At 69.0% G+C, this 14,633-nt stretch carries 13 protein-coding genes and 1 pseudogene; 6 read left to right on the top strand and 8 right to left on the bottom strand.

The features are described 5' to 3' along the window. The coding region (locus R6V09_RS06210) for an MFS transporter (RefSeq protein ID WP_317880309.1) at window positions 1-836 on the top strand (836 nt) is incomplete at its 5' end. A 139-nt stretch (window positions 837-975) separates the two neighbouring features. Beyond that, on the top strand, window positions 976-1,998 hold the full coding sequence (locus R6V09_RS06205; protein ID WP_317880308.1) for an Rv2578c family radical SAM protein: 1,023 nt from the start codon (window positions 976-978) through the stop codon (window positions 1,996-1,998). Window positions 1,999-2,063: 65 nt separating this feature from the next. On the opposite strand, the gene R6V09_RS06200 is transcribed toward R6V09_RS06205, so the two are convergent. The 3 genes from R6V09_RS06200 to R6V09_RS06190 all read right to left on the bottom strand — a co-directional run bounded on the left by R6V09_RS06200 (window position 2,064) and on the right by R6V09_RS06190 (window position 5,216). Next, window positions 2,064-3,167: a mandelate racemase/muconate lactonizing enzyme family protein gene (locus R6V09_RS06200; protein WP_317880307.1), complete on the bottom strand. Its 1,104-nt coding sequence runs from the start codon at window positions 3,165-3,167 to the stop codon at window positions 2,064-2,066. Between the two features lie 118 nt (window positions 3,168-3,285). Next, entirely contained in the window at window positions 3,286-4,203 is a 918-nt protein-coding gene (locus R6V09_RS06195; RefSeq protein WP_317880306.1) for an NAD(P)-dependent oxidoreductase, read from the bottom strand. 68 nt (window positions 4,204-4,271) lie between these two features. Continuing rightward, the gene (locus R6V09_RS06190) at window positions 4,272-5,216 is read right to left on the bottom strand and encodes a LysR family transcriptional regulator (protein ID WP_317880305.1); all 945 of its coding nucleotides are present in this window, start codon (window positions 5,214-5,216) and stop codon (window positions 4,272-4,274) included. A 147-nt stretch (window positions 5,217-5,363) separates the two neighbouring features. On the opposite strand from R6V09_RS06190, the gene R6V09_RS06185 reads away from it, so the two are divergent. The 4 genes from R6V09_RS06185 to R6V09_RS06170 are packed head-to-tail and all read left to right on the top strand — an operon-like array spanning window position 5,364 to window position 8,873. Then, window positions 5,364-5,813: a VOC family protein gene (locus R6V09_RS06185; protein WP_317880304.1), complete on the top strand. Its 450-nt coding sequence runs from the start codon at window positions 5,364-5,366 to the stop codon at window positions 5,811-5,813. A gap of 4 nt (window positions 5,814-5,817) precedes the next feature. Further along, complete coding sequence (locus R6V09_RS06180) at window positions 5,818-6,921, top strand: cyclase family protein (RefSeq protein WP_317880303.1); 1,104 nt, start codon at window positions 5,818-5,820, stop codon at window positions 6,919-6,921. A gap of 1 nt (window position 6,922) precedes the next feature. Further along, on the top strand, window positions 6,923-7,642 hold the full coding sequence (locus R6V09_RS06175; protein WP_317880302.1) for an SDR family oxidoreductase: 720 nt from the start codon (window positions 6,923-6,925) through the stop codon (window positions 7,640-7,642). Window positions 7,643-7,697: 55 nt separating this feature from the next. Beyond that, a complete protein-coding gene (locus R6V09_RS06170) occupies window positions 7,698-8,873 on the top strand; it encodes a 2-keto-3-deoxygluconate permease (protein WP_317880301.1) in 1,176 nt (391 codons plus the stop codon). Between the two features lie 43 nt (window positions 8,874-8,916). Here R6V09_RS06170 and R6V09_RS06165 read toward each other — a convergent pair whose 3' ends face one another. The 5 genes and pseudogenes from R6V09_RS06165 to R6V09_RS06145 all read right to left on the bottom strand — a co-directional run bounded on the left by R6V09_RS06165 (window position 8,917) and on the right by R6V09_RS06145 (window position 14,500). Next, complete coding sequence (locus R6V09_RS06165; RefSeq protein ID WP_317880300.1) at window positions 8,917-10,404, bottom strand: MFS transporter; 1,488 nt, start codon at window positions 10,402-10,404, stop codon at window positions 8,917-8,919. Between the two features lie 93 nt (window positions 10,405-10,497). Then, complete coding sequence (locus R6V09_RS06160) at window positions 10,498-11,721, bottom strand: cytochrome P450 (protein ID WP_317880299.1); 1,224 nt, start codon at window positions 11,719-11,721, stop codon at window positions 10,498-10,500. Between the two features lie 74 nt (window positions 11,722-11,795). Next, a pseudogene (locus R6V09_RS06155) lies at window positions 11,796-12,110 on the bottom strand (hypothetical protein); the annotation flags it as partial. 60 nt (window positions 12,111-12,170) lie between these two features. Continuing rightward, window positions 12,171-13,361, bottom strand: coding sequence for an IS110 family transposase (locus tag R6V09_RS06150; protein WP_317880298.1), 1,191 nt, complete (start codon window positions 13,359-13,361; stop codon window positions 12,171-12,173). A 263-nt stretch (window positions 13,362-13,624) separates the two neighbouring features. Next, window positions 13,625-14,500 (bottom strand): IS5 family transposase, encoded by an 876-nt coding sequence (locus tag R6V09_RS06145; protein WP_317880311.1) that lies wholly within the window; start codon window positions 14,498-14,500, stop codon window positions 13,625-13,627. Window positions 14,501-14,633 lie beyond the last annotated feature (133 nt).

Raw genomic sequence — 14,633 nt, 5'->3', positions numbered from 1 at the left:
TCCTCGCCGTCGGCGCAGCCGCCCTGACCACTGCGCTGACCAGCGGCCCGGCGCTGGACTCCTGGGGCTGGCGCATCCCGTTCCTCTTCGGCGCCCTGCTCGCGGCGGGCACCCTGATAGCGCGCTCCACCATGCAGGAGTCCCCGGCGTTCGAGCAGCTCCAGCAGGCGCACGGCGCCGACCGCGGCCCGCTCAGGCAGACCTTGCGAACCCAACGCCCGGCGCTGTACCGGACGTTCACGATCTCCGCGTTGGGGTCCATCACCTACTACGTGGGTATCACCTACGTCCCCACTTACCTCACGTCCGTGGGCGGCTTCGCGGAAAGTGACGCACTGTGGCTGGCGACACTGGCCTCCGCCGCAGTCATCGTCGTCACGCCCTTCGCCGGTGTGATGGCCGACCGCCTCGGGCGGCGGCCCACTCTCGTGGTCTTCGGCGTTCTGTCGCTGGTCCTGCCGGTGGCGATGTTCGCGTTCATGACCGGCGGACATGCCGTGCTCGCCCTCGTCGGAGCCGTGGTCCTGGCTCTCGTGGCGGGCGGTGTCAGCGCCGTGGGTGCCTCCTCCGCTCCGGAGCAGTTCCCGGTCGCCGGCCGGCTCAGCGGGCTCGCCGTGGCAACGGTCGCTACGACGATCTTCGGCGGTCTGACGCCGTACGCCTCCCAGGCTCTGATCGACGGCACCGGATGGCGTCTCGTCCCCGGGATCATGGTCGCCGGCGTCGCTCTCCTGGCCCTGCCCATTCTCTGGCGCCTGCCGGAGACGGCACCTTCGCGGCTTGTTCCTTCCCGCCGAACGAGGAACGGAGGAAACCTTGAGGGGCACAGGACATGACCAGCCGCGAGCCCTCCGGGAAGATGCCCCGGCCCGGCGGCCGAGGGTGAGCGCGGTGAATCGCCACAGCTCCAGCCTTGGATGGGACGGCCCCGACCTGAACATCGAACTCGCGCAGTGGACTTGGTAGGGAGGCATCGTGCGCTGGGATGAACTCACCGAATCCGCCGGCGGCGCCGGACTCTTCGGCATACAGGTCGTCCGCACCCGAACCTTCGACACCCCGGACTTCCGAGGCATCACCTTTCACGAGGTGCACGCGAAGTCGATCGTGAACCGGGTGCCGAAAGGCTCCGAGATGCCCTTCGACTGGACCGTGAACCCCTACCGCGGTTGCTCGCACGCCTGCACCTACTGCTTTGCCCGTGGCAGTCACCGTTACCTGAATCTGGACGCGGGCCCCGGCTTCGACTCGCAGATCGTGGTGAAGACCAACGCTCCGGAGCTGCTGCGCCGCTGTCTGGGTTCGAGCCGTTGGCGCGGAGAGCACATCGCACTGGGCGCCAACGTCGACTGCTACCAGCGAGCCGAGGGCCGTTACCGTCTGATGCCGGGCATCCTGGCGGCCCTCCGGGACCACAGTAATCCCTTCTCCGTCATGACCAAAGGCACCCTCATTCTGCGCGACCTGGAGTTGCTGCGGCAGGCGTCCCAGGTCACCCGGGTTCATGTCGCGGTGTCCGTCGGGTTCACCGACGACCACCTGTGGCGCACGGCCGAACCGGGCACCCCGCCGCCGTCGGCCCGCCTTGACGCCATCCACACCTTGGCCGACGCCGGGATCGAGGTCGGCGTGCTGATGATGCCGATCGTTCCCTTCCTCGGCGACTCTTCGGGGCAGTTGCGCCGAACGGTACGCGCGATCGCGGCCAGCGGTGCCGCGTGGCTGACGCCTGCGGTGTTGTATCTGCAGCCGGGAGCCCGCGAGTGGTTCATGGAGTGCCTTCGCCGGGACCACCCGTCCTGGGCGCCTCGGTTCGAGCAGTTGTACGCCGCCGGGCCGTACGCGCCGAGGTGGTACCAGAAGCGGATCGTCCGTCATGTGACGCAGCTGGCCGAGGAGTTCGGCATCCGTGTCCGTAGGGAGGACGACCCGTGGCGAGTCACGCCCCCGGAGGGGCAGGGAGACACAGGCGGACCCCTACAACTCACTCTGCTCTGAGTGACTGCCGGGGAACCTTCGCCGCAGGCGCGGTTCTCGCCATGAGCGTGGACCCAGGCCCCGCCTCAGCGGTCCAGACGGAAGTGCGCCAGCTTGTCGCTGTCGATGTTCAGCCCGAGGCCGATTCCCTCACGCACACGCAGTGTTCCGGACTCGATGACCAGGGGCTCGGCGAGCAGGTCGTCCGCCATGTCGAGGAAGTTGGACAGCTCGCCGGCCCGGCGGGTGGTGGCCCGGTGCGCGGCGCCGAAGGCGACCGCGCACAACGTACCGATCTGCCCGTCGATCTGGTTGCCGATCACCACTTCGACGCCCATCGCCTCGCACTGGTTGAGCACGCGCGTCGAGGTGCTGAAGCCGGTGCGGGCCGTTTTGATACTGATCGCGGTCGCGCCGCCACCCAGGAGTTCGCGGGTTACATCGGCAGGGGTGGGTGCGCTCTCGTCGGCGACGAAAGGAATCCGGGTCTGAGATACGAGCCACCGCCGGCCCAACACGTCGTCGGCGGGGCACAGTTCCTCGGCGAGGTCCAGGTCGAGATCGTCCATCTCCCGCAGAGCGCGCGCGGACTCGGAGGCGCTCCAGCCGCGGTTGCCGTCGATGTAGAGCTCGACATCGTCGCCCAGCGCCGTGCGCAGAGCCCGGCACGCCTCGACGTCCAGCCGGTAGGGCCGGCGACCCACCTTCACCTTGAACGTGGTGATGCCGTACGTGTCCCGAACCCGCTCCGCCTCGGCCACCATCTGTTCGGTGGGAGCGAAGCCGACCATGTGGCTGACCCGCATGCGGTCCGACCAGCCGCCGAGGAGTTCGGTGACCGGCATTCCGGCGGCCTGTCCGATGACATCCCACACGGCCATGTCGATCGCGGCTTTCGCTGTCGGATTGCCCACCGTCCGGTCCAGGCGCGCGTGGATCACCTCACGCTCCAGGGCTGACAGCCCGGTGATCTGTGGCGCGAAGACCTTGCCGATCACCGCGACGATCGACTCCTGGGTCTCGCCGTAGGTGTAGGGGCGTGGCGGCGCCTCCGCCGTGCCGATCAGCCCCTCGTCGGTGTGCACGCGTACAAGGACATGGTCCGCGACGTGCACCTCGCCGCTGGCGAACGTGAGCGACTTGCGGAAAGGGATGGCGAAAGGGACGGCTTCGACCTTGGTGATCTTCATTGTCTTCCTTTCGCGGACCGGGCGCGGCCTCGGCAGCGGTCGAAGGGCCGGTCGGTGTGGCGTCGGCGAGCGGAGACCTCGTACGGGTCCGTCGGCACGGCAGAACAGGCGCCGCCACCTACTGCGACGCGAGATAAGTTCTGATGATCTGGCTGTCGTCCAGGTCGAGGAGTCCCATTTCTGCGGCTCGCCGGTACTGGCCGGCCGCTGCACGGGCGAGTGGCGCGTGGGCACCGGCCCGCTCCGCCTCTCGCACGACCAGTGCGTTGTCCTTGGCGAGGATCGCGAGGCGGGTGAGCGCGTCCTCGGTGACGGGTGGCGTGGCCATGCGCGGGCCGCGGTCCTCGAAGAACCAGGACGAACCGGAGCTGCCGCTGAGGATCGGCACGATCCGTGCCGGGTCCAGGCCCAGGCGGGAAGCGAGCGAGAGCGCTTCCGCGGCCGCGGCCAAGTGCACCGAACTGCACAGCTGGTTGACGACCTTCACGGCTTGTCCGTCGCCGGGCCGGTCACCGACTTCGGCGATCTCGCCCAGGGGGCGGAGGACGTCGCGAACCCGGTCGAGCGCCGCCGGACTGCCCGCGGCGAGAATACGCAGCCTGCCCTGCTCGGCACCGGGTACGCCGCCCAGGACAGGGGCGTCCACGACGTGGGCACCGGCGTCGGCCAGCAGACCGGCGGCCCTGCGCCCGTCCTCGGGGCCCACTGTCGATCCGATGACCCAGGTCTGGCCGGTCAGCGGGCCGCGGGCGGTGGCGGCAGCGATGGTGTCCAACAACTGGCTGCCCGTGGCGACCATGACCAGGATGACATCGCCCAGGGAGACCGACGGGATGTCGGGTGCGGTCCGCAGGCCGACGGCCTGCGCGAGTGTGCGTGTCCGCGGACTCGGGTCGACGGCCGTGACCGCGAATCCGGCGGCGGCCAGACGGCACGCCATGGGCAGTCCTATCGCACCGACGCCGACGAAGGTCACCGTCACACACGATGTGCCGGCGTCGCTCGTGGATGCCGGGTCCGGTCGCTGCGTCGCCATCGATCGCTCCTTCGTGCAGACGCCTGGTCTGCGGGGCTCCGGGTGACAGGGACGCTACGCCCGCCTATCTAAACCTGGCCAATACCAATGAGCGATGTATCAATACCCAACCCGTCAAAATCCGGTGTGGGCAGCGCCGACTGGCTGACCTCGACGACTCGCGCCAGGGCGGTCGACGGATTGTCGGTCCGCCAGGCGAGGGCGGAGACCAGATGACTGGGCCGGATGCCCTCCAACGGCCGGTACACCAGACCCACCGACTGGACGGGGCACACGGAGCTGAGCGTGATGGTGACACCGGCCCCCGCGGCGACCAGCGCGAGCACGGTGCTGGAGTCCGGTGCGACCTGGACGATGCGCGGCCGGAAGCCGGCCGAGTGACAGAGCGAGACCATGGTCGACTGCAGCATCGAGCCCTGGTCGTGCGGCAGGCTGACGAAGTCGTCCCGGGCGAGATCACCGAGCCTGATGCGCTCGCGGTCGGCGAACGGGTGGTCGGCGGGCAGCGCGCACACGAGTTCCTCCAGCTCGACGGCGCGGGAACTGAGCTCCGGATGGGCAATGGGCAGACGCACGAACGCCAGGTCCAGCGCACCCGAGAGGAGTTCCTCCAGGGCTGTGTAGACGTAGGTCTGGGACTGGAGTACCAGCTCGATGCGCGGGTGGGTGCGGCGCACGGCCGTGGCCAGGAGCGGCAACAGGCGCTGGCTGGACGCGCCCGCGAAGCCGGTGCGTACGCGCCCCTCTTCGCCCGAAACGATCGACGCGGCGATCTCGCGGGTCATGGCGGCTTGGACGAGGGTGCGACGCGCCGGATCGAGCAGCCGCACCCCTGCGTCGGTCAACGCCACGGTACGGGTGCTGCGCTCGAACAGCTGCAGACGCAGCTCGGTCTCCAGGCGCCGGATGCGGTTGCTCAGTGGCGGCTGGGCAACGTGCAGTCGGGCAGCGGCCCGTCCGAAGTGCAGTTCCTCGGCCACCGCCACGAAGGCTTCCAGGTCACGCAAGTCCACGATTCCACTCCCCTCATTAATATCCATAGGTTACAAGTGATGAGCTGATTGGTATTGGACCCGTTAATTCTCCTGGGCGAGGATGCCTATCACCGGGGGCAGGAGCTCTCGGCCCGGCATCGCGGAACCGAGGAGAAGGAGACCGGCATGGATCTTCGTCTGCAGCATGTGAACGTGTGTTCCGACGACATGGGCGAGCTGCACCGTTTCTACTCGGAGGTGCTCGGCCTGCCCATGTCGCCCCTGCCGCCGATGATCGACCACGAGGGTCACGACGAGGACGAGTCCCAGCGGGAGGGCGCCTGGCGGCAGAACGTCGCCTTCTTCGAGGCCGGCGACGGCGGCCGCGACCAACTGCAGATCCACGCCAGCCGTCGTCAGGCCTATCTCGGTCCCCGCATGGGGCACTCCATCAACCCCCTGCTGACCGGGCACTTCGCATTCCGCACCGACAACATCGCCGAAGTGCGCGAGCACCTGACCAAAAACAACGTTCCGTTCGCCGACTACGGCGAGTGGGCGGTCAAGGGCTGGGACCAGATCTTCCTGACCGACCCGGCGGGCAACGTGATCGAGATCCACCAGTTGATGGACTGACGCCGTGTCCCAGCCATCCACCGCTCCAGCCGGACGGACGCCCGAGAGCCGCTGGCGCACCAGGCCGGACCGCTCCACCTGGGGAGACTTCGGCCCGGACGACGTTCTGGGACGTATGAACCTGGTCGGTCCCGAGCAGGTGCGCAAGGGGCTCGCCGAGGTGCACGACGGCATCACCTTCTGCCTGTCGCTAGCCCTCGACCAACCCGGCGGCACGGTCCTGGGCCCGAACCGGTATCCCCCGGTGGTCCGCCCCACCCTTCGCTCCGGAGTGGTCAACTTCAACTGCGACATGGGCGTGGCCCACCCCGGCGCCACGGACGTCGTCAACGACGACCTGGTCGTCCTGCACACCCAGTACTCCACCCAGTGGGACGCCTTCGGACACATCGGAGCCCGCTTCGACGCCGACGGCGACGGCACACCCGAGACCGTCTACTACAACGGCTGGCGGGCGGACACCGACGTCACCGGACCGGTCGGCGCCGCTCGGGCAGGCGCGGCCAGCCTCGCCGACATCGAGGGCATCGCGCAGGGCACGGCCTCCAGCTCTGACGCCGGTCCCGTGGACATCAGCCACCTCGCCGGCCACGGAGTGCAGGGCCGCGCCGTACTCGTCGACCTTGAGGCCCACTACGGCACCACCCGCGCCGCCATCGGATACGAGGAGCTCGCGGCCGTCCTGGACATCGACCGGGTGACGGTAGAGGCGGGCGACATCCTCCTCCTGCACACGGGCTTCACCCGCAACCTGATCGACAGCAACGGCCGACCGCGGCCTGACGCCACCGGTGACTGCGCCGTCCTGGACGGGAGCGACCCGCGGTTGCGTGCGTGGATCCGCGACAGCGGTGTGGCGGCCATCGCGGCCGACAACCATGCCGTCGAAGCCTTCCCCGATCCGAAAGCGGAGCCGGGGCGGCCCGTGCTGCCCCTGCACCGCCTTTGCCTGTTCGAACTGGGCATCCACCTCGGAGAGTTGTGGTGGCTGTCCGACCTGGCCCGGCACCTGCGCCGAACGGGTCGCTCACGCTGCCTGCTCACCGCACCACCTCTGCGCCTGCCCCGCGCCACCGGCTCCCCGGTCACCCCGATTGCGACGGTCTGACATGACACAGCCCACCGAACGGCTCCTGGTCACCGGCGGAGCGTCCGGCATCGGCCGCGCCATCGTCGAGGAGGGACTTTCACTCGGCTGGGACGTCGCGGTCATCGACCGGGACCGGGCGCCGGCCGGTCAGTCGGTGACCGCGGACCTGTCCGACCCCGACGCCACCGCGGATGCCTTGGCGGAAGTCCTGGCCGGCGGGCCCGTCACCCGCCTGGTGAACAACGTGGGTGCCGTCTTCCCGCAGCGACTTGAGGAGACGACACTCGCCGAGGTCGACGCGGCCCACGCACTCAACCTGCGCTGCGCCGTCCAGTGCACCCAGGCCGTACTGCCGGGAATGCAGGCGGCCGGCTTCGGCCGTGTGGTCAACATGAGCTCACGCGCCGCGCTCGGCAAGGAACTGCGGACCGCGTACGCGGCCTCCAAGGCCGCCCTGATCGGACTGACCCGCGTCTGGGCCCTGGAACTGGGCGAGCACGGCATCACCGTGAACGCCATCGGTCCCGGCCCCATCGCCACCGAACTGTTCAACCGCGCCAATCCGGCCGACGCGCCACGCACCAAGGCGATCGTGCTGTCCGTGCCGGTACGCCGAGTTGGCACCCCGGAGGACGTCGCCCATGCCGCCTGCTTCTTCCTCAGCGGGCGGGCGGGATTCGTCACCGGCCAGACCCTCTACGTCTGCGGCGGCATGACGGTGGGCGTCGCTCCTGCCTAGGTCTTGTCGTCACATTCCCGTCCGCCCCGCGACGCCATGCACGTACAGACCACCCGTGTGCCCGGCCGCGGTCGGCGCGGACACGCGGCTGACCCACACCCTGCCGTTCCACCTCGACGAGAGAGGGGAGCACGCCATGCAGATACCCATCAAGGCCACGCTCGACCGGATACCAGGCGGCACCATGGTGGTCCCGCTGTTCGTCGGCGCCGTCGGCCATACCGTCTGGCCCTCGGCCGGCGGCTTCTTCGGCTCCTTCACCGGCGGTCTGCTGTCCGGGGCCGTTCCGCTCTCCGCGGCCTTCTTCGTGTGCCTGGGCACCACGTTGGAGTTCAGATCCACCGGTCAGATCCTGATCAAGGGCGGGTCCCTGCTGGGGGCGAAGATCCTCAGCGCCCTGATTCTCGGCGTGGTGGCGGCCAGGTTCCTGGGGGAAGGCGAGATCTCCTCAGGCGCCTTCGCCGGGTTGTCGGTGCTCGCTCTGGTCGCGTCGATGAACGACACGAACGGCACCATGTTCGTCACGCTGATGCACCAGTTCGGCCGGCCCAAGGACGCTGCCGCCTACGGCGTGATGTCCATCGAGTCCGGTCCGTTCTTCACCATGCTCACCCTGGGCACGGCGGGACTCGCCGCCTTCCCGTGGCAGGCCATGCTGGGTGCGGTGCTGCCGTTGGTCGTCGGCGCGATCCTGGGCAACATCGACCGCGGCATGCGTGACTGGCTCTCACCTGTCTGCGGCGGTCTCGTCCCCCTGATCGCCTTCGCGCTGGGCAGCACGATCGACCTGGGTGCCGTCTGGAAGGCCGGTGTCCTCGGCATCGGTCTCGGCGTGTTCGTGTTCCTGTGGACGGGCCTGTTCCTCTTCTCGGTCGACCGGCTCACCGGCGGAACCGGTGTCGCCGGGATCGCGGCGGCGACGACGGCCGGCAGCGCCATCGTGGTGCCCGCGATCGTCGCCGAGGTCAATCCGGCCTACCGGGAAGCCGCCGCCTCCGCCACGGTGTTGGTCGCCGCCTCTGTCGTGGTCACCGCGATCCTCGCGCCCCTGGGCACCGCGTTCGTCGCGGCGCGCACGGCGAAACCGTTGGCCGGACAGGACGCGCACGCCCTGTCCGAGCCGACCCGTGCCGACGGCGATCCGGTCGCCGATGACGCGGAACGGAACGACGGAATCACTCCGACGCACGAGCAGACCCGGGCCGGGGACCGCGGCACCCGGCGGTCCTGATCGGTGCTTGACGGACCGTCACCACTCGACCTCCCGCCGACCGTCAGGCACCGTCAGGGGTGGGCCCTCCCACGGCTGTATCCACGACGGAACGAGGGGTCGGGGTGGCGCTGGCCGCCCATGAGCGCGGAATGAGGGCCGCTATGGCGAAGGACGCGGCCGCGGCGGCGACACCTATGGCCAGCACGGCCCGCAGCCCGTTCTCCGAGGGCAGTTCGACACCATGGAAGCCGATGGTCATGTGGGCGATGACCATGCCTGCCACGGCGCTGGCGACCGTGTTGCCGATCGCCCGCATCAGCGTGTTGAGACTGGTCGCGGCGGCGGTCTCCGACAGGGGCACCGCGCCCATGATGAGCGTGGGCAGGGCGGCGTAGGCGAGACCGGTTCCGACGCTGACGACGCAGGAGGCGACGATGAGCTGCCAGACCTCGGACATCATCACCATGGAGAGCAGGTAGCCGAGTCCGATGATCGTGGAGCCGAGCATGAGGGTGAACTTCGGCCCCCTGGTCCTCGTGACGCGGGCGGAGAGCGGGGAGGCGGCCATCAGCATCAGTCCCTGTGGGGCCAGGACCAGGCCCGTGACGACCAGGCTGGTACCCAGCCCGTAGCCGGTGGCCTTCGGAAGCTGGAGGACCTGCGGCAGGACCAGCTGCATGGCCAGGAGCGTGAAACCGATCGCCACCGCCGCGAGGTTGGTGAACAGCACCTGGGGGCGTGCGGCGGTGCGCAGATCCACCATGGGGTGCGGCGTGCGGAGTTCGAACCAGCCCCACAGCGGCAGGACGATCGCGGCCGCGGCGAACAGCGCGAGCGTGGTGCCGTCGCCCCAGCCCCAGTCCTCGCCCTTGGAGACCGCGAGGAGCAGGCATGCCAGGCCGGTTGTCAGGCCGACCGTGCCGGTGATGTCGACGCGTCCGCCCGTGCGTACCTTCGATTCGGGTATGTACCGGACGACGAACAGGGTTGCTACGGCCGCGAGGGCGCCGCCGATCCAGAAGAGCAGGTGCCAGTCGACCTTGTCGGCGATGAGCGCGGCGGTGGGCAGCCCCACGGCGGCGCCCACCCCGAGAGAGCCGAGCATCACGGCGGTCGCCATGGGGAGGCGCACGACCGGGGTCTCCTCGCGGAGGATGCTGACGCCGAGGGGGATGATCCCGTTCGCAAGGCCCTGCAGCGCGCGACCGATGATCATCGGGGTGAGGGAGTCGCTCAGGGCGCAGATCACCGAACCCGCCACCAGCAGCCCCATGTTGATCAGGAGCATGCGGCGCTTGCCGTACATGTCGCCGAGCCGCCCCATCACCGGTGTGGAGACGGCACCGCACAGCAGGATGACCGTGACGGTCCAGGCGGTGTCCGACGCGGGGGCGTTCAGGTACTGCGGGAGGCGAGGGACGATCGGGAAGACCAGAGCCTGCGTCAGTGCGTCCGTGATCCCGGCGAAGGCGAGCACCGCCACCAGGGTGTTCGTGCGTAAGTGGGCGGGTTTCGCCGTGCCGGCGAGCGCGGGGTTCGAGGGGTACATGGATCAGGCCTCCGTGTGGGGGAGCCGCCTGCGACGGCCGTACGGAATGGACGATCAAGGAAACTCTCGCGCCGGGAGGCGCTGCGGATCAGGTCACCAGCGGACGGGCAGTTCGTGGACCCCGAAGGTGGCCATGTCGTGCCGGAATTCGACCTCTTCGAGCGGTACCGCCAGGCGAAGGTCCGGCAGCGCCCTCAGGAGTGCAGGGAAGGCCTCCTGCAGTTCGACGCGGGCCAGGGACTGACCGAGGCACTGGTGGATGCCGTGGCCGAAGGCGAGGTGGCCGCGGGCGTTGCGGCCGATATCGAGGTCGTCGGGGTTTCGGAAGAAGCCGTCCCGGTTGGCGGCGGGAAGACTGATGGTCAACAGGTCCCCGGCTCGCACGAGTTGGCCTCCGATGGTGAGGTCCTCGACAGCCACCCGCCACACCATGTCCTGGGCGATGGTCAGATAGCGCAGGAGTTCTTCGACGGCGCCCGCGACCACACCCGGGTCGTCGGTGTCGCGGATCCGGGCGGCCTGGTGGGGGTTGCACAGCAGGGCCAGGGTGCCCAGACCGATCATGTTGGCCGTGGTCTCGTGCCCGGCGTGCAGCAGAATCTGGGCGATCATGGCCACTTCCTCGTGGCTCAGCTCTTCGGTGGCGACGCGTTCCACGAGCAGCCGGCTGATGAGGTCGTCGCCCGGTTCGCGCTCCTTGTGCTTCACCAGCGCCACGATGAAGTCGAAGAGTTCCCGCCGCGCGGCCGTCCTTTCGTCCTCCTTCGCGTCGAGACGAGCGAGGGTGGCGGCGTGCTCCTGGAAGAACGGGTGGTTCTCGTACGGCACTCCGAGCAGCAGTGAGATCGCCAACGAGGGTACGGGCAGCGCGTAGGCGCGCACGAGGTCGGTCGGCTGGCGCCCCTCGGCGATCATCTCTTCGAGAACGCGGTCGATCAGATCGCGAAGCTGCGGCCGCATCGCTTCCATGCGCTTGACCGTGAACTCACCGGTGAGCATCCGTCGGGTGCGGGCGTGGTCGGGATCGTCCTGGCGCGGGAACGCCGGCGGCATTTCGGCGTCCTGGGCGCTGGGCGCCATCACGGGATACCGGCGGACGTCCGCGCTGATCCGCGGATCGCCCAGCGCCAGTCTGGCGTCCTCGTAGCGGGTCACCGCCCAGGCGGTCCTGCCATGCGACGTCAGCACGCGCGGTAACCCCGTGTCGTGACGCCACCGTGTGTACTCGGCCGGGGGATCGAAGGGGCAGACGGACGAGCGCAGTCCGGGGAAGGAGGGGAGTTCGATGCTGCTGTGGCTTCCGGGCGGAGTGTTCACCGCTACTCCTGTGGGGGGGGCTTTGGAGGGCGTGGGACGACACCAGGGCTTACAGCGCCTTAGGTTACGAAGACTTAGGTCACTGTAACGGTGTCGTATGCGGTTCGGAATCCTCCTCTTGGCGGATCTCGGAAGAGCTGCCGCAGCCGCACCGGCAGCTCGTAGAGGTCGCTCTGCGTCACCAGAGGCTTGTTGCGCAGTTCACGGCGGGAGACCGCGAGCGCGAGGTCGGGGAAACGGGCGTAAAGCGCCGGCAGGGCCACTCCTGCGTCCAGGCGGGAGAGGGCCGCACCGGGGCACACGTGCAGATCGTGGCCGAAGGAGATGTGGCGGCTTCGGGTCGCGCGGGTGGTGACGAACGACCCAGCAGTCGGGCCGTGGGCCTGCTCGGCAGGGGTTGAGGAACATCCACGTCAGATAGTGCGCTAACTGATTCCTAATGCCGTCTGTCAAGCCGCGAGCGTGTTGGGCGGTGAGAGCTCGTAGCATCGCCCGTCGCGAAGGAGGGCCCACAGGACGTTCACGCGGCGACGTGCGAGGGCGAGCACGGCCTGGGTGTGACGCTTACCCTCGGCTCGTTTGCGTTCGTAGAACCGGCGCGACTCGTCGCAGTGGCGGATACTGAACAACGCCGAGGTATAGAAGACTCGTTGGAGGCGCCGGTTGTATCGCTGAGGGCGCCGAAGATTGCCGCTGATCTTCCCGGAATCGCGAGGCACCGGGGCAACGCCCCCGAAACCGGCGAGGCGGTCCGCGGTGCCGAAGACCGCCATGTCGCCGCCGGTGGCGGCCAGGAACTCGGCGCCGAGGACGATGCCCAGACCGGGCATGCTGGTGATCACGTCGAAGGCGTGGTGATCGCGAAACCGGGCCTCGATGTCCTTGTCGAGCTCTGCGACCTGCTGGTTGTAGGCCATCACCTCCTTCGCCAGCGTGTGCACCAGCTGGGCAGCCAGCTTCTCCCCGGGGAGGCTGGTGTGCTGTCGTTCGGCGGCCTGGACGGCGATCTCAGCAAGCCGGTCAGGCCGCAGGACATGCCGGTTTCGAAGCCACGCCTCCAGCCGCTTTGCGCCGATCCGACGGATGGCCGCAGGCGTCTGGTAACCGGTCAGCAAGGTGAGCGGGCCGGTGTTCGTGAAGTCGAAAGCCCGTTCCAGGCCGGGGAAGACGCCGGTGAGTTGGGCTCGCAAGCGGTTGACGGTGCGGGTGCGATCGGTGACCAGGTCCATGCGACGGCTGGTGAGGAGCTTGAGGTCGATGATGGTGTCGTCGCCGCCGCGTAAGGCGTGCAGGTCACGCCGGACGCGGAGCTGGTCGGCGATGACAGCGGCGTCCTTGGCATCGGTCTTGCCCTCGCCGCGGTAGCCCTCGGAGGCGCGGTGGATGGCTCGGCCGGAGATGTAGTGCACCGGCTGGTCCTGGTTGAGGAGGATCGTGATGGCCAGGGCGGCTCCGCCGTCGGCCAGATCGATGGCCCAGGTCACCTCGTCGGCCAGGGCCAGGACGTCGGCGAGGAGTTCGGTCAGTTCGGGCTCGTCGTTCGCGACGCGCCGCGAGAGCAGTCGTCGGCCGCTCTCGTCGATCGCGACACAGTGGTGGTGGGTCTTGCCTGCGTCGATGCCGGCCCAGATCGCGGCCATGTAGTGCCTCCGTGCGTTGTTCCGCTGACGCTTCCCACGGACGACCTCGCTGTCGACTCCCTACAGAGCGATCATTCGCAATTCCTAATTGGCAGCCGAGTCGTCGTGGGGAGCCGGGCGGCCAATCAGTCAAAGCCACCAGTGGCAGAGCGTTTTAAGCCTCACCCGGCACCCCTGGATGGGTGAACCATACGAAGGGCTCACCGCGTCCCGCAGAACAACGTAGGGAGCGTTTGGTCCGGTGATTCGTGTTTGGTTCCGGGTCAGGTTCCGCGCCAGTTCGGGGTGGCTTCGCCGGTGAGTCTGCGGGCCATGAGGTCGATCATGGCGAGGTGGATCATGGCTTCGGAGCGGTGCGGGTGTGTCTCGTAGTCGCGGGCGAGGCGTTGGTGGTGCATGAGCCGGCCGATGCTGCGCTCGATGGTCCACCGTCTCGGGATGATCGTGAACCCGCGTGCGCCGTGCGGGCGTTGGACGGGGTGGACGTCGATGCCGAGGCGGGCTCCGTGGTCGATGGCGGTGGTGCGGTGGCCCGCGTCCACCCAGGCCTTCGTGATGTGCGGGTGGGCGGCGGCGATGCGGGACAGCAGGGTCACGCCGGCTGCGGTGTCGGAGACGCTGGCGGCGGTGACCGGCACGGTCAGCAGCAGGCCGAGGGTGTCGCAGCCGAGGTGGCGCTTGCGCCCGATGATCCGTTTCCCGGCGTCCGTGCCCTGGTCCGCGAGGTGCACGTTGGCGGAGGTCTTGATGGTCTGGGAGTCCAGCACGCAGGCCGACGGCTCCGCGCCTGGGCCCTCGGCTTCGCGGACCAGGCGCCGCAGCAGTCCGGTGAGCTGCTCGAACACCCCGTCCTGTTGCCACTTGGCGAAGTACCCGTGGGTCGTGGCCCGGGGTGGGAAGTCGTGTGGGAGGTAGCGCCAGGGGATGCCGGTGCGGTCCACGTACAGGATGGCGTTCATGATCTGGCGCAGGTCGTGTTCGGGCGGTCGGCCGATGTCCAGTGCGCGGGCGCGGCGCTGGTCCCGCCAGGATGTCAGGACGGGCTCGATCAGTTCCCGGCGGGCGTCCGACAGGTCTCTGGGATAGGGGCCGCGCGGGGTCGTGTTTGCGAAGTAGCCGACCGCGGCCGGCCCTGCCAGCGGTCAAAAGGCGGCGCTCGGGGGCGTGTTGGGAGCAGACAGGAGCAGTCGGAACGAAACGATTCCCGGGCGTCGCGGACGGGTCGACCGCCCCGTCAAGCACAGCCACCCCGGCGCCGCAGGACTCTGGAAA

The organism is Streptomyces sp. W16 (genome assembly GCF_033194735.1).
Lineage (GTDB): Bacteria > Actinomycetota > Actinomycetes > Streptomycetales > Streptomycetaceae > Streptomyces.
This window is presented reverse-complemented; position numbering and strand designations above follow the sequence as displayed.

What these genes read in the sequence shown, in the direction of transcription:
- R6V09_RS06200 (WP_317880307.1), bottom strand. Translation starts at nt 3,167, where the DNA reads ATGAAGATCACCAAGGTCGAAGCCGTCCCTTTCGCCATCCCTTTCCGC.
- R6V09_RS06195 (WP_317880306.1), bottom strand. Translation starts at nt 4,203, where the DNA reads ATGGCGACGCAGCGACCGGACCCGGCATCCACGAGCGACGCCGGCACA.
- R6V09_RS06185 (WP_317880304.1), top strand. Translation starts at nt 5,364, where the DNA reads ATGGATCTTCGTCTGCAGCATGTGAACGTGTGTTCCGACGACATGGGC.
- R6V09_RS06175 (WP_317880302.1), top strand. Translation starts at nt 6,923, where the DNA reads ATGACACAGCCCACCGAACGGCTCCTGGTCACCGGCGGAGCGTCCGGC.
- R6V09_RS06165 (WP_317880300.1), bottom strand. Translation starts at nt 10,404, where the DNA reads ATGTACCCCTCGAACCCCGCGCTCGCCGGCACGGCGAAACCCGCCCAC.
- R6V09_RS06150 (WP_317880298.1), bottom strand. Translation starts at nt 13,361, where the DNA reads ATGGCCGCGATCTGGGCCGGCATCGACGCAGGCAAGACCCACCACCAC.